18 protein-coding genes are annotated in these 19,955 nt (G+C 58.9%); 9 read left to right on the top strand and 9 right to left on the bottom strand.

Annotated features, from left to right (window positions below; genetic code table 11):
• The first annotated feature begins 3 nt into the window (after nt 1-3).
• The 5 genes from pepN to A7D21_RS23205 all read left to right on the top strand — a co-directional run bounded on the left by pepN (nt 4) and on the right by A7D21_RS23205 (nt 5,746).
• A complete protein-coding gene (gene pepN / locus A7D21_RS23225; RefSeq protein WP_069552787.1) occupies nt 4-2,661 on the top strand; it encodes an aminopeptidase N in 2,658 nt (885 codons plus the stop codon).
• A gap of 206 nt (nt 2,662-2,867) precedes the next feature.
• Entirely contained in the window at nt 2,868-3,584 is a 717-nt protein-coding gene (locus tag A7D21_RS23220; RefSeq protein ID WP_053256579.1) for a YafY family protein, read from the top strand.
• A 52-nt stretch (nt 3,585-3,636) separates the two neighbouring features.
• Nucleotides 3,637-3,972, top strand: coding sequence for a nuclear transport factor 2 family protein (locus A7D21_RS23215; RefSeq protein ID WP_053256578.1), 336 nt, complete (start codon nt 3,637-3,639; stop codon nt 3,970-3,972).
• A 15-nt stretch (nt 3,973-3,987) separates the two neighbouring features.
• Complete coding sequence (zapE, locus tag A7D21_RS23210; RefSeq protein WP_053256577.1) at nt 3,988-5,106, top strand: cell division protein ZapE; 1,119 nt, start codon at nt 3,988-3,990, stop codon at nt 5,104-5,106.
• Nucleotides 5,107-5,254: 148 nt separating this feature from the next.
• Complete coding sequence (locus tag A7D21_RS23205) at nt 5,255-5,746, top strand: GNAT family N-acetyltransferase (protein WP_069552786.1); 492 nt, start codon at nt 5,255-5,257, stop codon at nt 5,744-5,746.
• Between the two features lie 101 nt (nt 5,747-5,847).
• On the opposite strand, the gene A7D21_RS23200 is transcribed toward A7D21_RS23205, so the two are convergent.
• The 4 genes from A7D21_RS23200 to A7D21_RS35875 form a co-directional block, all read right to left on the bottom strand.
• Nucleotides 5,848-6,069 (bottom strand): hypothetical protein, encoded by a 222-nt coding sequence (locus A7D21_RS23200; RefSeq protein WP_053256575.1) that lies wholly within the window; start codon nt 6,067-6,069, stop codon nt 5,848-5,850.
• A gap of 141 nt (nt 6,070-6,210) precedes the next feature.
• Nucleotides 6,211-8,439, bottom strand: coding sequence for a TonB-dependent siderophore receptor (locus tag A7D21_RS23195; protein WP_069552785.1), 2,229 nt, complete (start codon nt 8,437-8,439; stop codon nt 6,211-6,213).
• A gap of 126 nt (nt 8,440-8,565) precedes the next feature.
• Nucleotides 8,566-10,308: a phosphoethanolamine transferase CptA gene (locus tag A7D21_RS23190; protein WP_069552784.1), complete on the bottom strand. Its 1,743-nt coding sequence runs from the start codon at nt 10,306-10,308 to the stop codon at nt 8,566-8,568.
• A gap of 164 nt (nt 10,309-10,472) precedes the next feature.
• The gene (locus A7D21_RS35875; RefSeq protein WP_169874999.1) at nt 10,473-10,649 is read right to left on the bottom strand and encodes a DUF6026 family protein; all 177 of its coding nucleotides are present in this window, start codon (nt 10,647-10,649) and stop codon (nt 10,473-10,475) included.
• 269 nt (nt 10,650-10,918) lie between these two features.
• Here A7D21_RS35875 and gnd point away from each other — a divergent pair, with 269 nt between their 5' ends.
• The 3 genes from gnd to A7D21_RS23175 are packed head-to-tail and all read left to right on the top strand — an operon-like array spanning nt 10,919 to nt 14,243.
• Nucleotides 10,919-11,902, top strand: a complete 984-nt coding sequence (gene gnd / locus A7D21_RS23185) for a phosphogluconate dehydrogenase (NAD(+)-dependent, decarboxylating) (protein WP_069552783.1) — start codon at nt 10,919-10,921, stop codon at nt 11,900-11,902.
• Nucleotides 11,899-13,422, top strand: coding sequence for a glucose-6-phosphate dehydrogenase (gene zwf, locus A7D21_RS23180; protein WP_053256571.1), 1,524 nt, complete (start codon nt 11,899-11,901; stop codon nt 13,420-13,422). The genes gnd and zwf overlap by 4 nt, the downstream gene beginning before the upstream one ends.
• The gene (locus tag A7D21_RS23175; protein ID WP_069552782.1) at nt 13,419-14,243 is read left to right on the top strand and encodes an HAD family hydrolase; all 825 of its coding nucleotides are present in this window, start codon (nt 13,419-13,421) and stop codon (nt 14,241-14,243) included. Before zwf ends, A7D21_RS23175 begins: the two co-directional genes overlap by 4 nt.
• A gap of 75 nt (nt 14,244-14,318) precedes the next feature.
• Here A7D21_RS23175 and A7D21_RS23170 read toward each other — a convergent pair whose 3' ends face one another.
• Complete coding sequence (locus A7D21_RS23170) at nt 14,319-14,579, bottom strand: hypothetical protein (RefSeq protein WP_053256569.1); 261 nt, start codon at nt 14,577-14,579, stop codon at nt 14,319-14,321.
• A 344-nt stretch (nt 14,580-14,923) separates the two neighbouring features.
• On the opposite strand from A7D21_RS23170, the gene A7D21_RS23165 reads away from it, so the two are divergent.
• Complete coding sequence (locus A7D21_RS23165; RefSeq protein WP_053256568.1) at nt 14,924-16,249, top strand: sigma-54 dependent transcriptional regulator; 1,326 nt, start codon at nt 14,924-14,926, stop codon at nt 16,247-16,249.
• Between the two features lie 62 nt (nt 16,250-16,311).
• On the opposite strand, the gene A7D21_RS23160 is transcribed toward A7D21_RS23165, so the two are convergent.
• The 4 genes from A7D21_RS23160 to A7D21_RS23145 all read right to left on the bottom strand — a co-directional run bounded on the left by A7D21_RS23160 (nt 16,312) and on the right by A7D21_RS23145 (nt 19,893).
• Nucleotides 16,312-17,622: a hypothetical protein gene (locus tag A7D21_RS23160; protein ID WP_069552781.1), complete on the bottom strand. Its 1,311-nt coding sequence runs from the start codon at nt 17,620-17,622 to the stop codon at nt 16,312-16,314.
• Between the two features lie 49 nt (nt 17,623-17,671).
• On the bottom strand, nt 17,672-18,421 hold the full coding sequence (locus A7D21_RS23155; RefSeq protein WP_069552780.1) for a hypothetical protein: 750 nt from the start codon (nt 18,419-18,421) through the stop codon (nt 17,672-17,674).
• 37 nt (nt 18,422-18,458) lie between these two features.
• Nucleotides 18,459-19,136 (bottom strand): C39 family peptidase, encoded by a 678-nt coding sequence (locus tag A7D21_RS23150; protein ID WP_053256565.1) that lies wholly within the window; start codon nt 19,134-19,136, stop codon nt 18,459-18,461.
• Nucleotides 19,137-19,197: 61 nt separating this feature from the next.
• Nucleotides 19,198-19,893, bottom strand: a complete 696-nt coding sequence (locus tag A7D21_RS23145; protein ID WP_053256564.1) for a hypothetical protein — start codon at nt 19,891-19,893, stop codon at nt 19,198-19,200.
• Nucleotides 19,894-19,955: the final 62 nt, after the last annotated feature.

The following is a 19,955-nucleotide window of genomic DNA, read 5'->3' as shown; positions in this document are numbered from 1 at the left end:
CCCATGCGCACCGAACAACCGAAGATGATTTACCTGAAGGACTATCAGGCGCCGGACTACCTGATCGAAGAGACGCACCTGACCTTCGAGTTGTTCGAGGACCACAGCCTGGTCCACGCGCAGTTGGTGATGCGCCGCAACCCTGAGCGCGGTGCCGGCCTGCCGCCGCTGGTACTCGATGGCCAACAGCTTGAGCTGCTGACCGTCAACCTGGGCGACCAGGAGCTGACCGAGGCAGACTACCAGCTGACCGACAGCCACCTGACCCTGCACCCGACCCGTGAAACCTTCACGGTCGACACCAGCGTGCGCATCCATCCGGAAACCAACACCGCCCTCGAAGGCCTGTACAAATCCGGCAGCATGTTCTGCACCCAGTGCGAGGCCGAGGGCTTTCGCAAGATTACCTATTACCTCGACCGCCCGGACGTGATGAGCACCTTCACCACCACGGTGATCGCCGAGCAACACCGTTACCCGGTGCTGCTCTCCAACGGCAACCCGATTGCCAGCGGACCCGGTGAAGACGGTCGTCACTGGGCGACCTGGGAAGACCCGTTCAAGAAGCCGGCGTACCTGTTCGCGCTGGTGGCCGGTGACCTGTGGTGTGTTGAAGACACGTTCACCACCATGACCCACCGCGAGGTGGCGCTGCGCATTTATGTCGAGCCGGAAAATATCGACAAATGCCAGCACGCCATGACCAGCCTGAAAAAATCCATGCGCTGGGACGAAGAAACCTACGGCCGTGAGTACGACCTCGACATCTTCATGATCGTGGCGGTCAACGACTTCAACATGGGCGCCATGGAGAACAAGGGCCTTAATATCTTCAACTCCAGCGCCGTGCTGGCCCGCGCCGAAACCGCCACCGATGCCGCGCACCAGCGGGTCGAGGCGATCGTTGCCCACGAATACTTCCACAACTGGTCGGGCAACCGCGTGACCTGCCGCGACTGGTTCCAGCTGTCGCTGAAAGAAGGCTTCACCGTGTTCCGGGATTCGGGTTTCTCCGCCGACATGAACTCGGCCACGGTCAAGCGCATCCAGGACGTGGCGTACCTGCGTACGCACCAGTTCGCCGAAGACGCCGGCCCCATGGCCCACGCCGTGCGCCCGGACAGCTTTATTGAAATCTCCAACTTCTACACCCTGACGGTGTACGAAAAGGGCTCGGAAGTGGTCTGCATGATCCACACCTTGCTCGGTGCAGAAGGCTTCCGTAAAGGCAGCGACCTGTACTTCGAACGCCACGACGGCCAGGCCGTGACCTGCGATGATTTCATCAAGGCCATGGAAGACGCGAACGGCGCCGACCTGACTCAGTTCAAACGCTGGTACAGCCAGGCCGGAACCCCGCGTCTGGCGGTGAGCGAGTCCTACGACGCGGCGGCTAAAACCTACAGCCTGACCTTCCGCCAGAGCTGCCCGGAAACCCCGGACAAGGTGCAGAAACTGCCGTTCGTGATTCCGGTCGAGCTGGGCTTGCTGGATGCGAAGGGCGCCGGCATTGCCTTGCGCCTGGCCGGTGAAGCCGCGGCTGGCGGTACGTCCCGGGTTATTTCGGTGACTGAAGCCGAGCAGACCTTCACCTTTGTAGAGATCGCCGAACAGCCGCTGCCCTCGCTGCTGCGTGGCTTCTCGGCGCCGGTGAAGCTGAGCTTCCCGTACAACCGCGATCAACTGATGTTCCTGATGCAGCACGACAGCGATGGCTTCAACCGCTGGGATGCCGGCCAGCAACTGTCGGTGCAGGTGTTGCAGGAACTGATCGCCCAGCATCAGGCCGGCCAGCCGTTGAAGCCGGATCAACGCCTGATCGACGCCTTGCGCGCCGTGCTCAGCGATGAGCGCCTGGATCAGGCGATGGTCGCCGAAATGCTGTCGTTGCCAAGCGAAGCCTACTTGACGGAAATCAGCGAAGTGGCGGATGTCGAAGCCATCCACACTGCCCGTGAGTTTGCCCGTAAGCAGTTGGCTGACAACCTGTTCGAAGGCCTGTGGCTGCGCTACCAGGCCAATCGCGAGCTGTCCCGGCAGACGCCGTATGTTGCGGCGGCCGAGCATTTTGCTCGTCGCGCCTTGCAGAACATTGCGCTGTCGTACCTGATGCTCAGCGGCAAGTCTGAAGTAGTGGCCGCGACCCTGGAGCAGTTCGACGCCTGCGACAACATGACCGAACGCCTGACCGCGCTGGCGGTGCTGGTGAACTCACCGTTCGAGGCAGAAAAAGCCCAGGCATTGGCGGTGTTTGCCGAGAACTTCAAAGACAACCCGTTGGTCATGGACCAATGGTTCAGCGTACAGGCCGGCAGCACCTTGCCGGGCGGGCTGGCGCGGGTCAAAGCGCTGATGGAACACCCGGCCTTCAACCTCAAGAACCCGAACAAGGTGCGCGCGCTGGTGGGGGCGTTTGCCGGGCAAAACCTGATCAACTTCCACGCGGCGGATGGCTCGGGCTATCGTTTCCTGGCGGACCTGGTGATCCAATTGAACGCCTTTAACCCGCAGATCGCTTCGCGCCAATTGGCGCCACTGACCCGCTGGCGTAAATACGACAGCGCACGCCAGGCGCTGATGAAGGCGGAGCTGGAGCGCATTCGTGCGTCCGGTGAGCTGTCGAGTGACGTGTTCGAGGTGGTCAGCAAGAGCCTTGCGTAAGTTCTGCCTATAAAAAAACGGCCTGTTCAGGCCGTTTTTTTTCGTCTCGGATAATCGCCGGTCATCGTGGTGCTCACGCTGTGTTGCCTGGCCCAGCGGTAGGGGCGCGGCCATTCATTTCATCAGCAGTGCGTGTTTGCTGCTGACATTTTCTGACAGGGTGCTCTGCTAAGCTGCGGCACTGTTTCTTTTACGGCGGGATCGACGTGTCACGTACCACTCGTTTACTGACCTTGTTGCAGGCCCTGCGCGGTAAAAAACGCCCGGTAACCGCTGCCGTATTGGCCGCTCAATTGGAGGTGTCCGAGCGCACGCTGTACCGTGATATTGCTGAATTGACTGCACTGGGCGCGCCGATTTTCGGCGAAGCAGGGGTTGGGTATGTGTTACGCAGCGGCCTGTTTCTGCCGCCATTGATGCTCAATGCCGAGGAAACCGAAGCGATCGTGCTGGGGTTGCGCTACGTGGACCAGCGTGGCGATGACGTGCTGAGCCGTGCGGCCGCCAATGCTTTGGCGAAGATTGCCGACGTGCTCGACCCTGCCGCGCAGGAAGCCCTGCGTAATCCGACGCTGCTGCCTGGGCCGCCCGGGTTTGGCTACCCGGAGAACCGCGTGCCGCTTAACGTGTTTCGCGAGGCGATTCGGCAGCAAGCCAAACTGCATATGGAGTACGCGGACGCCAGCCAGACCCAGAGCCAGCGGCTGATCTGGCCACTGGCCCTGGGCTTTCTCAATGAGGTGCGGGTGATCGTGGCGTGGTGCGAGTTGCGCGGTGCTTATCGCACCTTTCGCACCGACCGGGTGGCCGCCGCCGAGGTCCAGGAGACGCGTTATCCGGGGCGGCGCAGCGACCTGTTACGGGCGTGGCGCAAGGTGATGGAACAGAATGAATCGGCGCCCTTTACTCCTGACAAAAACTGACACAGCTCTGGCTTAGCATGACGCCATAAATTGCTAAAAAAGGAGCTGTGCCATGTCCCTGCCTGAATTGGCCCCCGCCATTGCGGCGTATATCACTGCGGCCAATACCCGTGATACCTCGGCCATTACCGACTGTTTCGCCGAGGATGCCAACGTCTTCGATGAAGGGCAGCATCAAGTCGGTACGGCCGCCATCGCCCGTTGGATGGAAGACACCGGGCGGCGTTATCAGCCCAGGGTCGAGGTGATCAAGGTGCAGCATCGCACCGGCAAGGTGTTGGTCAGCAACGTGGTGTCCGGGAATTTTCCGGGCAGTCCGCTGGAGTTGCGCTACACCTTTCGCCTGAACGCGCAGGGCAAGATTTCACGGCTGGATATCTCTGTGTAAGTCATACTGGCACGCATGACTTTTGAATCGCCGCTCACGGCCTACCAACACGCCATCGCCCAGCAGGGGTTTGTGCCTGACGACGCTCAGCGCCGTGCGGTGCAAGCCTTGCAAACCTGCCATGAAGCCTTGCACGAAGGGCGCTCGCCGATTCCCGGGGTTTACCTCTGGGGGCCGGTCGGTCGGGGTAAAACCTGGTTGATGGACCAGTTCTATCAAAGCCTGCGAGTGCCTGCGCGGCGCCAGCATTTTCATCATTTCATGGGGTGGGTGCATCAGCGTCTGTTCCAGCTCAGCGGCATCCACGACCCCTTGCAGTCCTTGGCGCGGGAGCTCAGCCGGGAAGTGCGTGTGCTGTGTTTCGACGAGTTGTTCGTCAATGACATCGGTGACGCGATCATTCTCGGCCGCCTGTTCCAGGTGATGTTCGAAGAAGGAGTGGTGATGGTCTGCACCTCGAATCAGCCTCCCGACCAGCTGTACGCCGGTGGTTTCAATCGCGAGCGTTTCCTGCCGGGTATCGAGGCGATCATGCAGCACATGCAGGTGGTGGCGGTAGACGGCGGTGAAGACCACCGTTTGCACCCCGGTGTGGGGCTGCAGCGCTATTGGGTGGACCAGCCGCACGCGCTCGCCACGGTGTTCACACAATTGACCGAAGGGCAGGCGCTGGGCAGCGGGCCGATCAGTGTTGGTTTCCGCTCGATTGTGACGGTGCAGTACAGCGACACGGTGCTCTGGTGTCGCTACGTGGAGCTGTGCGAGCAACCGCTGGCCGCGATGGACTTCATGTTGCTGTGCGATCGCTTCAAGGCGATCCTGCTCGGTGACGTCCCCAACCTGAGCGCACAAAAACGCCCGGGCCGGATTGCCCGTGGCACTGAGGATGCTGCGCAGCGCGTGGTGGCCGGTGATCGCGAGTTGCCTGAGCTGTCGGTGCACGATGACAGTGTGCGGCGCTTTATCGCCCTGGTCGACGAATGCTACGACCGTAAGGTGCCGTTGTTCATTGAGGCCCGCGTACCGCTGGAGCGTCTCTACACCGAAGGCTACCTGGAGTTTCCGTTCCGCCGCACCCTCAGCCGCTTGCAGGAGATGCAGTTGCAGCGCTTTGGTGCATCGGGCAACGCCTAAAAGACGGATGACAGCGTTTTATGTGCACAACCTGCGTACTTTCTGTCAGGTATTTGTCGTAAATCGCCTTCATCTGCGGCCGAGTCCATGCTTACAATCGTCGCTTCAAAGGGAACCGATTCCCTTGTTGTCGTGATTGAGGAAGGAAATGGACACCCCAGACATCCTGGTACTGCAAGCCAGTTACACCAACCCCGTGCACGCCGAGGCCATCGGCCTGGTGCTCAACCATTATGCTGAAGACCCCATGGGTGGCGGCCATACGTTGCCTGCTGACCTGTTGCAGCAACTGCCGGCCGAACTCGCCAAGCGCCCCCACGCGTTCAGCGTACTGGCGTTTGTCGGTGGTGAACCGGCGGGGCTGGTCAATTGTTTTGAAGGGTTCTCGACGTTCGCCTGCCGTCCGTTGATCAACGTGCACGACGTGGTGGTGATGAATCAGTTTCGTGGCCTGGGCTTGAGCCAGAAGATGTTGCAAAAGGTCGAAGAGATCTCACGTCAGCGGGGTTGCTGCAAGATCACCCTGGAAGTGCTTGAAGGCAATGATGTAGCGCAAGCGGCATACCGCAAGTTCGGTTTTGATGATTCGATTTTTGATCCCGCCCATGGGCGTATGCTGTTCTGGAGTAAGCCGCTTTAATAAATCAAATGCAAAAAAAAGGCGCCATTAAATGGCGCCAAGTTAGCCTTTGCCAAAGGAGCGGGATGGCACAGGGTCATGCGGATTAACTAACGATTAAATCAGCTATTGGGGCGTTGCTCTGCACTGGTTTGATCGGCAGTGCCAGTCTTAACATTCTTGCCGTCGGCCAGCGCAGTTTGATCCGTTGTGCCGTGCGTCTTCTGCTGCATAAACGTGAAGTTGTTATAGAACTCCTTCGAGCGCTCTGCGCCGCCTTCTGCAAAGGCGGCTGCGGAGGTCAGGGTCATCAAGCTGGCGAGCATCAAGGTGGAGAGTTTCATGGCAGTATTCCCATTAAGAGTAAGAAGTGTCTGATCGCTTCGTGATCCGATTCGTGAAGCGACTATGGCGCTCGCTTATTAAGTGGGAATTAACGTGGTGCGGCCCCGAAGTTAACGTTTTTGTTAACTTCGGGCTCGGTGTTATAGCCGCCAGTCCAGCGCCAGCGTGAGGGAGCGCGGTTCTCCCCAATACACGCCGTTATAAAAGCCGACGCGTTCGTAATATTTTTTATCAAATAGATTATTGACGTTGATTGAGGCCGAAACATGTTCGTCGAACTGGTAGCGCGACATCAGGTTGACGACGGTGTAGGCCTGTTGCGTGATTTTGGCGCTTTCGGTCATCAGGTCGCCGTTATCGTCTCGCGCACCTGTCGGGCGCCGGGCAACGTCGTAGGCATCGCTTTGCCAGTTCACCGCGCCACCCACCGTCAAGCCACGCCACTGTCCCGGCGGGCGATAGGCCGTCGAGACCTTCAACAGATTGAGTGGCTGGTTGCGGTTGGCGCGCTGCTTCTCGCCATTGCGCGAGTGGGTATAGGTGTAGCCTGCGGTAAGGTTCCAGTCCGGCATGACTTCGCCCGATACCTCCACCTCAAAGCCTTGCACCTTATTGCCTTTACCGCCTGATTTGTAGAATTGCTCGCGTGTGATTGGATCCGGCGGTGCGCTGTTATCGAGCTCGGCGACGTTATCCTGAGTGCTCCAGAAATAAGCGCTGGCCAGGTTGAGACGCTCGTTGAGCAGACTGCCCTTGAGGCCGATCTCATAGTTGCTGCCCACCACCGGCTCCAGGTACTTCTTGCTGGCGTCGCGTTCTTCCTGTGGGTTGAAAATATCGGTGTAGCTGGCATACACGGTGTATTCGGGTGTTAGGTCGTAGAGCACGCCGGCATACGGCGTCCACATGTCGTTGTGGGTCTGGCTGGTTTTACTGGCGTTGATCAGCTGATTATTGCTGTTGTAGTCAGGCGAGACCGTTTCGCTTTCCCAGCTGCCATAGCGGCTTCCCAGCACGGCGTGCAGTCGGTCGGTGAGGCTCAGGCGGGTGGCGAGGTAGCCCGCCTTCTGTTTTTTACGGCTGTGCTCGCCCTTCAGGCCGGTGGTGCGGTCGGGGAATTTAACGATGCCGCCCATGTGTTGCCACTGGTTGATGTGTTCGTAGCCCGCAGGCGTTGTGTAGCGCTGGAATGGCGAAGTGTCGCGCTGTTCGGACTCGCCGTACCCGACCATCAGCTCATGTTCGCGTCCAAACAATGAATAAGCGCCAGCGAGATTGAAATCCACCACGTCCATTTTCGACGTGCCGACCATCTGGTTGGTCCAGGCACTCATGCCGCTGCCATCCGGATTGGGGAAGCCGGCACCGCCGTAATACACCTTGCCATCAGTGTCGCTCTGTCGATGGGTGTAGGCGGCTTTCAGGCGCCAGTCGGGGGACAGTTTGTGGTCGATGGAGGCGAAGGTGGTCTTGTCTTTCAGCGGCCAGGAGCTCCAGTCGGTGGCCATGTTTGCCGAGCGCGAGAGCCGCGCCTTGCTGCCGTCGCTGTTCCAATAGGGCAGGGTGCCCCAGGAGGTGCCTTGCACATGTTTGTTCTGATAGTCGAAACCTGCGGAAATCACGGTGTCGTCCGTCAGGTCGCCTTCGAGAATGCCGTAGCCCACTTCCCGTTGCAGCGCGTAGTTATCGCGATAGGACTGGCTGTCACGGTAAGCCAGTACGGTGCGCCCGCGCAGGCGTCCATCGAACGCCAGGGGGCCGCCCACATCGACGTAGCTGTAGTAGTTGTCATGGCTGGCAGCGCTGACGCCGGTCCGGGCTTGCCAGTCGGCAGTAGGCCGTTTGCGGATCATGTTGACCGTGGCCGAAGGGTCGCCCGCGCCGGTGGTCAGGCCTGTGGCGCCGCGTACGACCTCGATGCGGTCGTAAATGATGGTGTCGGCATCTGACTTCATCCGCCCGAAGGTGCTGAGCATGCCGTCAACCTGGAAGTTGTTGATCGAATAGCCACGGGATGAGTAACCCGCCCGATCCGAGTCCAGGTGCTGCACCGTTACCCCTGTGGTCTGGCGCAGGGCGTCGGTCAGCGTATTGAGGTTGAAGTCATCCAGCTGCTGGCGGGTGATCACCGAGATGGATTGCGGGGTTTCCTTGATGGACAGGTTCAGGCGAGTGGCAGTGCTCATCGAGCCGGTGGTGTAGGCCTGGGTGTGCTCGGTAGTGGCACCCAGGCCTTCGGCGGTGACGCGGGTGCTGCCCAGCTCCAGCACGGTGTGTTCGGGGTCGGTTTCGGCCAGCAGTTCCGGGCTCAGCACCACGCTGAACAGGCCAACGGTGAAGGTCATGGAGCGGGTAAAAGGTGCAAGCATTGCGGCAGACTCCTTGTCTTTGTGGCCTTCTCGATAAGAGAAGGCCTTGGCTCAAAGACGAAAGGAGGCGTGGAACTTTAGGCTTAAACGAGAATGATTGTTATCTTTTTGCCGCGGAGCCTGTGATCACTTAACCACCACCTCGGTGGTATCAGTGCTCTTCGGCTTGAGCAGGCTGAAATCAATCAGGCCCTTTTTCTGGCCGATGTAGGGATCGCCAATCATCAGCGGACGCGGCTTGAAGCTGTCGCTGACCAGGCTTTTGCTGCGGTCCCATTCATCAAAACTCAACCCCGCCAAATCAGCCCAGGTGTGAATCAGCTGTGAGCTGCTGGAGGCGCGCTGTAAGTCGCCGGCGAAGCTCCAGTCATGGGTTTCGCGCCATTTCGGTGAGGCGTAGGCCATGAACGGAATGGTGTACATCGGCGCGGTGGGTTTGCCTTCGTTACGTCCCAGGGTGCTATGGCCCGCCGAGTCGTAGACGTCTTCGCCATGGTCCGAAAGGTACAACAGGAAGCCGTTGGGGTCGGTCTTGGCGTAATCCTTGATCAGGCTCGACACCACGAAGTCGTTGTACAACACCGCGTTGTCGTAGCTGTTGTAGATCGGCAGCTGGGCGTCGCTGATGCCGGCCGGTACGCCCTGGCGATCAGTGAATTTCTCAAAGGTCGGCGGGTAGCGGTACTGGTAGCTCATGTGGGTGCCGAGCAAATGCACCACGATGAATTTGCGCTCGGCGGGGTCGGCCATGGCCTTGGCGAACGGCGCGAGTACGTCGCCGTCGTATTGGCGGGCGTTCTGGTTGCGGTTGTTATTAAGGTACACCTGCTCGTCGGCCTGTTCGGAGAAGGTCGTGAGCATGGTGTTGCGCTTGGTCATGGTCTGCTGGTTGGTGATCCAGTAGGTCTTGTAGCCGGCCTGTTTCATCACGCTGACAATCGACGGCGTCTTGAGGTACAGGTCCGGGTTCTCTTCATCAGCGAACGTCAGCACTTGTTGAAGCGCTTCAATCGTGTACGGGCGTGGGGTGATGACGTTGTTGAACACCGCCAGTTGGTCGCGCAGCTTGTCCAGCTCCGGTGTGGTGTTGCGCGGGTAGCCATAAAGGCTCATGCGCTGGCGGTTGGTGGATTCACCGATCACCAGCACCAGGGTAGCCGGCTGCCCGGCCATGGTGTCCTTGAGGTTCTTCAAGGGCGGGATCTTGCTGGCGCTGGTCAGCATGCCTTGCATGTTGTTGAGCTGTTCGGTGTAGCGGCGGTAAGCGACGATCATCTGCCATGGCACGGCGGGCTCGACACGGGACTCGAAGCCGTCGATGGCCAGTTCCATGGTCGGGTTGGTCGCAATCTGTTTAACCAGCGGGTAACCGACCACCGCCAGCACGATGGCGGTCGCCGCCAGCATCGCTTGGCCTCGTGGCAGGTAAACCGGGCGCAGGCGCGTCCACAGGAAAACCGCCATGGCGGTATGGGCGAGAAACGCCAGCACAATCCACCAGGCGAAGTATTGGGTCGCGTATTCACCCGCTTCAGAAGTGTTCGACTCGAACATGATGAAGATGACGCTTTGGGAAAATTCCTGCTGGTAGATGAAGAAATAACCCAGGCTGGCCATGGAGCAGGCCCACAGCACGATGCCGATCAAGGCGGCAAGCAGGCGCGTACGTCGCGGGAAGAGCAGCATCGGCGCGAGCCAGAACGCACTCAGGAAGAAGGCTTGACGAAAACCGCTGAAACCGGAGGTGCCGGTCAGCTGGATCAGGAGTTGGGTGATTCCCGAGAAATACCAGAAAAACAGAAACAGCCAGCCGAGACCGGCCCAATCAAAGCCTTTCGCAGACGTGGTGCTGCGTTTGAACATCGCCATCCAGTAATCCAACCCGATAATTTTTGCAGTTGACGCGCAAGGACGCACGCAACAGAGGCCACCCATGCATGGGGTGGCCCTTCTTCGCGGGAGTATCGAGAGGGATATGTGAAAACTTTGTGAGAATTTTGTGGACGTTATCTTACATTCTGTTCAGCGGGGGTTCAGCAAAGGGCTGATCGGGCGGCTGACGTCTGATCCAGCTGGGCTTGCAGGTGTGAGCGCAGGCGCAGGACTTCCTGCTGCAGTTGATCGCGCTCATCTTTCAATTGGCGCAATTCATCGCGACGGACGCTGACGTAAAGGGTCTGTGGCGGGCGGGTCATCTGTGCTGTGCTCATTGCTTACCTCGCAAATAGCCGGTAGATCGCGGTGCCGGAACGCATGAGTCGCGCTGCTCGGCAACAGTCAGCGCAATTCTGAATTCTTTTCTGGGGCAATGGAACTTTTTTATTTTTGGTGGTCGCTGTGACTTTTTGGGCGGTGATGCTGAAACGCTGGCATTTTTTTGTGATGAAACTACACGGATCCGCTCTGGACTAACCCTCAATAGGCTCATTGCGCTATAAACTATGTCACACATTTATTTAGTAGTTAGGAGCATCAGCACATGCAACTGGGGATTATCGGACTAGGCCGCATGGGCGGTAACATTGCGCGGCGCCTGATGCTCAATGGGCATACCACCGTTGTATACGACCGTAACGAAGCATTCGTCAAAGGCTTGAGCGAGGAGGGCGCCACCGGCGTTGCCGACTTGAAGGCGTTGGTCGCCGGGCTGCAAAAGCCACGCGCCGTGTGGGTGATGTTGCCGGCAGGCGCCCCCACCGAAGACACGATTAATCAATTGAGTGAGCTGCTTGAAGACGGTGACGTGATCATCGATGGCGGCAATACCATGTACAAAGATGACATCCGTCGCGCTCAAGCGTTGTCGGTGAAAGGTCTGCATTACGTCGATGTCGGCACCTCCGGTGGCGTCTGGGGGCTGGAGCGCGGCTATTGCATGATGATCGGTGGTGACGCCGAAACCGTGCAGCGTCTCGATCCGATCTTCGCCAGCCTGGCACCGGGCCTGGGCAACATCCCTCGCACCAAAGACCGTTCTGCCTCCGCCGACAGCCGCGCCGAGCAGGGTTACATTCATGCCGGCCCAGCTGGTTCCGGGCACTTTGTGAAGATGATTCACAACGGCATTGAGTACGGGATGATGCAGGCCTTTGCCGAAGGCTTCGACATCCTCAAGACTAAAAACTCCGACAACCTCCCGGAGCACGAGCGCTTCGACCTCAACGTTGCCGATATCGCCGAAGTGTGGCGCCGTGGCAGCGTGGTGTCGTCGTGGCTGTTGGACCTGACCGCTGACGCGCTGGCCACTGACCCGAAACTCGACGGTTACTCCGGCTCCGTGGCCGACAGTGGCGAAGGCCGCTGGACCATCGAAGCGGCGATGGAGCAAGCGGTGCCGGTACCGGTGCTGTCGACCTCGCTGTTCGCACGGTTCCGTTCCCGCCAGCAGAGCACCTACGGTGACAAAATGCTCTCTGCCATGCGCTTCGGCTTTGGCGGCCATGTGGAGACTTCCAAAAAATGACGGCTAACGGCAAGAAACTCAAGGCCGAACCTGCACCCCCAACCACACTGTTCCTGTTTGGCGCCCATGGCGACCTGGTCAAGCGCCTGCTCATGCCGGCGCTGTACAACCTGAGCCGCGACGGGCTGCTCGGCGACGGCCTGCGCATTGTCGGCGTTGACCACAACGCCATCAGCGACGCGGACTTTGCCAAGAAGCTCGAGGATTTCATTCGCACCGAGGCCGCGAGCAAGGTCAAGGGCAAGGGTGAAAATGCCCTTGACCCCGAACTGTGGGCCCAGTTGGCCAAAGGCATCAGCTACGTCGAGGGCGATTTCCTCGACGACAGCACCTATGCCGACATCGCCAACAAGATCGCCGACAGCGGCACCGGCAACGCGGTGTTTTACCTGGCCACTGCACCGCGTTTCTTCAGTGAAGTGGTGCAGCGCCTGGGCAGCGCCGGTCTGCTCGAGGAAAGCGATGAGGCCTTCCGCCGCGTGGTGATCGAGAAACCGTTCGGCTCCGACCTGGCAACCGCTGAAGCGCTGAACGCCTGCCTGCTCAAGGTGATGAGCGAGAAGCAGATCTATCGCATCGACCATTACCTGGGCAAGGAAACGGTGCAGAACATTTTGATCAGCCGTTTCTCCAACGTGCTGTTCGAAGCGTTCTGGAACAACCATTACATCGACCACGTGCAAATCACCGCGGCGGAAACCGTCGGTGTGGAAACCCGGGGTAATTTCTTCGAAAAAACCGGCACCCTGCGGGACATGGTGCCCAACCATCTGTTCCAGTTGCTGGCGATGGTGGCCATGGAGCCGCCCGCGGCGTTTGGCGCCGATGCAGTGCGCGGTGAAAAGGCCAAGGTCGTCGGTGCCATTCGCCCGTGGTCTTTGGAAGATGCCCGCGCCAACTCGGTACGCGGCCAGTACACCGCTGGCGCAATCGCTGGCAAGCAACTGCCCGGTTACCGCGAAGAAGCCAATGTCGCGCCCGACAGCAGCACCGAGACGTTCGTTGCGCTCAAGGTGATGATCGACAACTGGCGCTGGGTCGGCGTGCCGTTTTACCTGCGAACCGGCAAGCGCATGAGCATTCGCGACACGGAAATCGTGATCTGCTTCAAGCACGCACCGTATGCGCAGTTCCGCGACACCGACGTGGATGAGCTCAAGCCCACCTACCTGAAAATCCAGATCCAGCCGAATGAAGGCATGTGGTTCGACCTGTTGGCGAAAAAGCCTGGGCCGACCCTGGAGATGGCTAATATCGAGTTGGGTTTCGACTACAAGGACTTCTTCGAAATGCAGCCATCGACCGGGTATGAAACCCTGATCTATGACTGCATGACCGGTGACCAGACCTTGTTCCAGCGCGCCGACAACATCGAAAATGGCTGGCGTGCGGTGCAGCCGTTCCTTGATGCCTGGAAGGAAGACAATGGTATCCAGACCTACAAGGCCGGTGAAGACGGCCCGGCAGCGGCCGACGCCTTACTGGCCCGAGATGGCCGCACCTGGCATAGCCTCGGATGAGTGACGCAGCGATTCATCCCATCCGTTTTATCCTCAGCGATGTGGACGGTACGTTGTTGTATCCGGACCACAGCCTGAGCCAGCGCACGGCGGATGCCATTCGCGCCTTGCGCGACGCCGGGGTGTTTTTCAGCCTGGCCAGTGGGCGGCCGCCCAAGGCCATGCGGCACCTGATCGAAACCTTCGGCATTGATGTTCCGGTCGCCGGCTTTAATGGCGGCACGCTGATCAACCCGGATGGCAGCATCCTGGTTGCTCATCATCTGCCGATGGAGGCGGCGCTGGTGACCCTGGCGCTGTTTTCAGCAGAGCCGGACGTAGAGGTTTGGGTGTTTGCCGACGGTGATTGGCTGCGCCGTGACCGATCCGGGCCGATGGAGCAGCGTGAAGCCAATGGCCTCGGCTATGGGCCAGTGGTGGTGGAGAGTTTTGAGCCGTACCTGGATCGGGTCGACAAGATCGTCGCTGCCAGCAATAACACGCAGTTGCTGGTGACGCTCGAAGCTCAGTTGCAGCCCAAGGTGCACGGCTTGGCTCAGGTGTCACGCTCGCAGCCGGTGTACCTGGACGTAACCGCCATGCTGGCCAACAAAGGCGAGGCCTTGAAGACCCTGGCTGCCCACCTTGGCGTGCCCATGGAGCAGACGGCGGCCATCGGCGACGGTGGCAATGACCCGGCAATGTTTCAGGTTGCCGGCTTGTCGATTGCCATGGGGCAGGCGGAAGAGGCGGTCAAGCGCCAGGCCAATGTAGTGACCGGCAGTAATATCGACAACGGTGCCGCAGAAGCGATCGAACGGTTTATTCTCGCGGCACAGTAAGCGTCCACTGTACGCTGACTGAATGTGCGCTCATTGTGGTGTGGTCATGCAATGAGCGCACGTTGCAGTCTCGATTTACTTCGGCATTGCCCACGACGTTAACTGATGGCCGTTTTTGTCGAGTTCAGCACGGGCTTGCAACAACAAGTCTTCCAATTGCGCCGGGTCGGTATAAGTGCTCGACGTCAGGTGTTTGCTGCCGATACGGGTATTGGTACGGTCGATGACGCTCAGGCTGAGGGCGCCATTGCCATCGTGCCAGGCCACGCACTGAAAGGGTTGGAAAGCACGGTCTGCGATCAAAAGAGCTTCGTTGATGCGGAGCGGGGCGTTCATGTGGGTCTTCTCTCTAAATGCCCAATCAAGTGAATGCCGTCGGTTGGGCGAGCCAGGCGGCGAGTTACTTGTACTGATGCACGATGGCGGGGTACGGGTCACATCTTAGAACAACAAATTTCGACCTTTCGTGATTGACGTCATGTAAGCGACTGTTTTAACAGCCCAATCAACGTTCTCTTGGGTTGCAACTTTTTACCTGCAACCGCCGTGAGGTGGCTTTTTGCCAACACTTATAGCGAAACGGTACAAGAACAGCGTCAATATCTTGCTAGTGTTAGCGGCAGGTTTCACAAACCTTTGTTTATAAATAACTTTAACAATTTTGGCGCCAAGGAATAGTCATGGTTGTTACACCTGTTCAGCGACGCCTTTTGGTGGTTGACCCCTGCGATGACTGTCACGGCCTGTTGCCTGGCCTGCGCGCCGCCGGGTGGGAGGTGGACAGCTGCGCCCTGAGCGCCGTGGGTGATCGGTCGTGTGATGTGGGGCTGTTGCGTTTACAGCCCTTTCACCTGGAGCGTCCCGAAGCGGTCAAGGAACTGATCAGCCGCAGTGGCACCGAATGGATCGCCGTGCTCAGTCAGGATGTTTTGCGCCTGCAAAATGTCGGTGATTTTGTCTGTGAGTGGTTTTTTGACTTCCACACCTTGCCGTTTGATGTCGCGCGCGTGCAGGTCACCCTCGGGCGTGCGTTCGGTATGGCGCGCCTGCGGGGCAAAGGCCACACGCTGATTGATGCGCAGGAACATGAGTTGCTGGGTGACAGCCGACCGATCCGCGAGTTGCGCAAATTACTGGCCAAACTCGCGCCAACGGAGTCTCCCGTTTTGATTCGGGGCGAAAGCGGCACCGGCAAAGAGTTGGTGGCCAAGACGCTGCATCGTCAATCCCAGCGCCATGCCAAGCCGTTTGTCGCAATCAACTGCGGCGCGATTCCCGAGCACCTCATCCAGTCCGAACTGTTCGGCCATGAAAAAGGCGCGTTCACCGGTGCTCATCAGCGTAAGGTCGGGCGGATCGAGGCGGCCCACGGTGGCACCTTGTTTCTCGATGAAATTGGCGATTTGCCGATGGAATTGCAAGCCAATCTGTTGCGTTTTCTCCAGGAAAAACAGATCGAACGCGTTGGCGGCAGCCAGCCCATTGCAGTGGATGTGCGGGTGTTGGCAGCCACCCACGTTGATCTGGAAGCCGCGGTTGCAAAGGGCTCGTTTCGAGAAGACTTGTATTACCGGCTCAATGTCCTGCAGGTGGTGACTGCGCCCCTGCGTGAGCGACATGGCGACGTGGCCATGCTGGCCAATCACTTCTCGCGCTTCTACAGTCAGGAAACCGGGCGTCGGCCACGCAGTTTCAGCGAGGAGGCCCTCGTTGCAATGGGGCAACACCCGTGGCCGGGGAATGTGCGCGAGTTGGCCAACCGCGTGCGCCGTGGCCTGGTACTGGCAGAAGGGCGCCAGATCGAAGCCGTTGATCTGGGACTCCAAGACGAACCAGCAATCGTGCCGCCGATGGCTACACTGGAAGATTATAAGCACCGCGCCGAACGTCAGGCGTTGTGTGATGTGCTCAACCGGCACAGCGATAACCTGAGCATCGCGGCCCGCATGCTGGGCGTGTCCCGGCCGACGTTCTACCGGTTGCTGCACAAACACCAGATCCGCTAGGGCGGGTAAACCGAAAAGCCCCGCAACGACCCTTATCGTTGCGGGGCTTTTCCTTGCGGGCCTTAAAAGTAGTACGGGAATTTCAAGCTGAACGTAAAGTCCGGCGCGTCATCCGTCATGCCGAGGGACAGGTTCGGTACGATCGTCAGGTTTTCCGACGCGGCAATGGTCATGCCCACGTTGAAATAACCGGCGTTGGCGTCGCTGGATACCACCGATTGCCAGTCTTGGCCGGTCTGCTTGATCCTGCTCTTACGCTGCACCAGGTCCGACACGGAAAACGACATGCTCATTTTCTCGTTAAGCGCAAAAGCTACCCCTACGCCGAGTTGAAAGCTGTCGCCCAGGCTGATTTTGCCGGGGACTTTCTGATTGACGTTGGGGCTGATATCGCCGAACGACTCCTCGAAGTTATGGGTATACGACAGCGAACCGAACAGCACCGCCGGATCGAAGGTTTTCACTAGGGAGATGCCTGGCGTCACCGACCACACCCCGTTACCCGTCGGCAGGCTTTCCGGCACGGCCAGGTTATTGTTATTGGCTTGCTCGATCAGCTTGATGCCGTAGGGCTCCTGGCCAGTGGGGGCCTTGACGCGCACCGAAACCACAGCGTCCGGCAGGTTGGCAGTCTCATCGAGGAATTTGTAGGCAATCCCGAAGTTGACGTCGCCGATGGTCGGGTCTCGAGTGACGGAGGCTTCCGACATCGCGTTGGCGTCGCCGTTGACACCCCCCGACTGGTACGTCGATTCGCGGTAGACCACCGGTACGTTCAGGTCGAACTGCCAGCGATTGTCCAGGTTGTAGCGCCCGGTCAGGTCCAGCGTCCAACTGTCGGATTTGATCCGGTCCAGGTTGATATTCCCGAGGAAGATCGAGTCCAGTGCCAAAAAGCCGTTGAGCGATAACTGCCGGGCGTCGTAGCGGGCATAGGTGACGCCGGTCTCAAAGCTGAACTTGCCGTTGCCGAAAAAGCCGCTGGCCTCGTTATAGAGGTTGCTGACACTTTGTGCCGGCGCCGAGTCGTCCTTGAGACTTTGCCCGTAGGAACTGCCGCCGCCCGCGCCACCTGACGCCGCCGCAGCGCCCACTCCAGGCGTATGACCTGCCACGGTAGTGCCGCCTTTCTGGAAGTCGGCGGGGGACTTGGCCAAGCGTTTAGGCGCGGGCGTTGCGGGTTGGTCTTCTACTTGCCGTACACGTTGTTCCAGCACCGCCAGTGCTTTTTGCTGCACTTCATAGCGTTGCTTGAGCTCCAGAAGTTGCTGTTTTAAGGTTTCGATGTCGGCGTCCGGCGCGGCGTAGAGCATGGATGCCGGCAATAGCGTACTCAAACAAATCACGGTACGTAACGATAACGATCGATGCATGAAATAAGCCGTCCCTTTCTAATGCGTAAGTGCCGAGGCTCAGCGTAGTTCAATAACCTGAAGGGCGTAGGCCTTTGAGTTGATCGAGGTTAAGGTTCTGGGTGATGTTGTTTAATCCGTTGTTACCCAGCACCACGTTGAGTTGGGTCATATTGTTTACAAAGTTGCTGTTGCCTTGAATGACCGTGCCTTGCAGGACGTTGCCGCCGCCAATTTGCTGCACCACATTGCCCTGGTTGTTATTGCCCTGAAGTGCCATTTGCAGCCCGCCGTTCTTGGCCGATACCGTGACCTGGCCGGCCGCGGTGCCACCGCTGATGGTTTGGCCTGCCATTAGCGCTTGCCCTGATTGCACGTAGTTGGCGGGGGCCAAACCGTTTTGGGTGACGTTGATGTCCACGCCGTTGCTGGCGGTGTTGCCGTCGCCAGCGGCGCGTACGCTTTGCGTCACGCCCTGTCCCGTTCCGAGGCCGGAGCCGCCGATGACCGTGCCGGTGCCTTGAGGTTGCTTGACGATGCCGTTGCCGTCATTGCCGGTGACTTGCACATAAAACTGAGGGGTCACGGTGGACGAATTGACTTGCATATTGGCGGTGCCAGTGACGGTCGCACCGGCGGCATTGGTCCAGGTGCTGCTCATGACGATGCCAAAGCTGATAATCCGGCCCGGCATCACATAGCGTCCGCGCAGCTCGGCCATTTCCGAGTCTTTGAGTTCGATCGGCTTGAACGCCGAGGTCGCATAAGCAGGTGCAGAGGCTGCCAGGCACATCACCGTCAGCCAACGGAAAGTGTTCATCGTGTGCTCCTGGAGCGTCCTGCTCCTTATTGCGCCTCTAAAAGAAGTCGCTCTGGATAAAACCGAAGTCCATCAGTTCACTGTCGCGTACCGGGCTGAACTCGTTCAGTTGGTTCTTGGCGGTCAGTGGGGTGGGCGGGGTGAGCAGGGCGTTGGCCTTGTCATAGCCCTCACCGATGACGGCGAACACGATGCCGTTCCAACCCTTGACGAAATCGTCCTTGGCGTAACGCTTGTTGCCCAGCACGGGGTCGCCGATATAGGCCCAGTCCTTGTCAGCGCGTTGCAACACCACGAAGTGCTTGTAGCCGCGAATGTCCAACAGCACCACAACCGGCACTTTTACGGTGGTCAGTACCTCAGGTGTAATCCGGTAGCCCTTGGCGCGCATGTGGATGCTTTCCAGGTAGCGCTTCATGTCGAGCATGGAGAAACCTTGGGTGCGCACCAGATTCTGGTCAGCGTTGACCAGCATGCCCTTGATGACATGGTCTTCATCCACGTCCATCCAATAGGCTTGGCGCAGGATGGTCGCCAGTGCGGCGGCGCCACAGCTGAAATCGGTTTTCTGTTCCACCAGGTTGGCGAACTTGCGTTCACGGATGCTCTCGACTTTCTTGTAGACCACCGCGCCATTGGGCATGACCACTGCCATTTGCGCTGCCCAGGCAGGGCCGGTGAGTGCTAGCAGTAAAAGAAGGGCTGCGAAGCGCATGATCGTACGACCTGTTGGACGCTGGAATAAAAAGGGCCCTGTTGCCAGGGCCCGATCTGGATCAGAAGCGAGTGATTGCTACGTTGTTCTGACCTTGGTTGCCGCTGCCCGACAGAACGTTGGAGTTCGACACCCCAGAGCTGAAGTTCATCGAGTTGTTCACGCTGGCATTGTTGACCACGGGTTTGGTGCTCCAGCCGTGGCCGCTGCTCAGGTTGAGGGTCAGGTTGCCCGACACGTCCTGCACGCCGGTAACGGCTGCGGAGCCGCTGGAGCCATTGCCGGAGGCAATTGCAACACTGCTGCTGCCTTGGTTGGAGGTGCCTGCTTCGGAGTTCAGTTGAATGATGCCCGAAGCGTGGTTGCCGCTGTCGTTCAGAGAAGCATTGTTTTTAGTACCGCTGTTGAGCACCTTGTTACCGGTGTTCGATTGTGCGGTGCCGGTGCTGGCGAACACGAAGTCTGCGTCGCCGGAAACGATGGCCACATCGTTTTTGCCTTGGTTGTTGTCGCCGCTCAGCACGTTGCCGTTGGCCACGCCACTGATGTTGTTGTAGGAACCATTGGCCGACGCGTTGTTTTTGGTTTTTTCATTGGTGACCACGTTGCCGTGGTTGGATTGACCATCCAGCGTGGTCGCAGACGCGGTGGTAGGCGCTGGCTGTGGATAATGGTTGGGTTGACCCGCTTGAGCAGCAACAGCCATGAGCGCAGCGAGAGCGAAAGCCAGTGGTTTAAGAGCCATTGTAGTTTTCATGGTGTATCTCCTTGCTTCTATTAGTTGGTTAAGTGTTGGTGCGGTCCAGCGATCGACTCAGC

This window comes from Pseudomonas sp. AP19 (genome assembly GCF_001728855.1).
GTDB lineage: Bacteria > Pseudomonadota > Gammaproteobacteria > Pseudomonadales > Pseudomonadaceae > Aquipseudomonas > Aquipseudomonas fluorescens.
This window is presented reverse-complemented; position numbering and strand designations above follow the sequence as displayed.

Excerpts from the sequence above, each read along its gene's own strand:
- pepN (WP_069552787.1), top strand. The coding sequence starts at position 4 with ATGCGCACCGAACAACCGAAGATGATTTACCTGAAGGACTATCAGGCG.
- A7D21_RS23215 (WP_053256578.1), top strand. The coding sequence starts at position 3,637 with ATGTCCCTGCCTGAATTGGCCCCCGCCATTGCGGCGTATATCACTGCG.
- zapE (WP_053256577.1), top strand. The coding sequence starts at position 3,988 with ATGACTTTTGAATCGCCGCTCACGGCCTACCAACACGCCATCGCCCAG.
- A7D21_RS23205 (WP_069552786.1), top strand. The coding sequence starts at position 5,255 with ATGGACACCCCAGACATCCTGGTACTGCAAGCCAGTTACACCAACCCC.
- A7D21_RS23200 (WP_053256575.1), bottom strand. The coding sequence starts at position 6,069 with ATGAAACTCTCCACCTTGATGCTCGCCAGCTTGATGACCCTGACCTCC.
- A7D21_RS23195 (WP_069552785.1), bottom strand. The coding sequence starts at position 8,439 with ATGCTTGCACCTTTTACCCGCTCCATGACCTTCACCGTTGGCCTGTTC.
- A7D21_RS23190 (WP_069552784.1), bottom strand. The coding sequence starts at position 10,308 with ATGGCGATGTTCAAACGCAGCACCACGTCTGCGAAAGGCTTTGATTGG.
- A7D21_RS35875 (WP_169874999.1), bottom strand. The coding sequence starts at position 10,649 with ATGAGCACAGCACAGATGACCCGCCCGCCACAGACCCTTTACGTCAGC.
- gnd (WP_069552783.1), top strand. The coding sequence starts at position 10,919 with ATGCAACTGGGGATTATCGGACTAGGCCGCATGGGCGGTAACATTGCG.
- zwf (WP_053256571.1), top strand. The coding sequence starts at position 11,899 with ATGACGGCTAACGGCAAGAAACTCAAGGCCGAACCTGCACCCCCAACC.
- A7D21_RS23175 (WP_069552782.1), top strand. The coding sequence starts at position 13,419 with ATGAGTGACGCAGCGATTCATCCCATCCGTTTTATCCTCAGCGATGTG.
- A7D21_RS23170 (WP_053256569.1), bottom strand. The coding sequence starts at position 14,579 with ATGAACGCCCCGCTCCGCATCAACGAAGCTCTTTTGATCGCAGACCGT.
- A7D21_RS23165 (WP_053256568.1), top strand. The coding sequence starts at position 14,924 with ATGGTTGTTACACCTGTTCAGCGACGCCTTTTGGTGGTTGACCCCTGC.
- A7D21_RS23160 (WP_069552781.1), bottom strand. The coding sequence starts at position 17,622 with ATGCATCGATCGTTATCGTTACGTACCGTGATTTGTTTGAGTACGCTA.
- A7D21_RS23155 (WP_069552780.1), bottom strand. The coding sequence starts at position 18,421 with ATGAACACTTTCCGTTGGCTGACGGTGATGTGCCTGGCAGCCTCTGCA.
- A7D21_RS23150 (WP_053256565.1), bottom strand. The coding sequence starts at position 19,136 with ATGCGCTTCGCAGCCCTTCTTTTACTGCTAGCACTCACCGGCCCTGCC.
- A7D21_RS23145 (WP_053256564.1), bottom strand. The coding sequence starts at position 19,893 with ATGAAAACTACAATGGCTCTTAAACCACTGGCTTTCGCTCTCGCTGCG.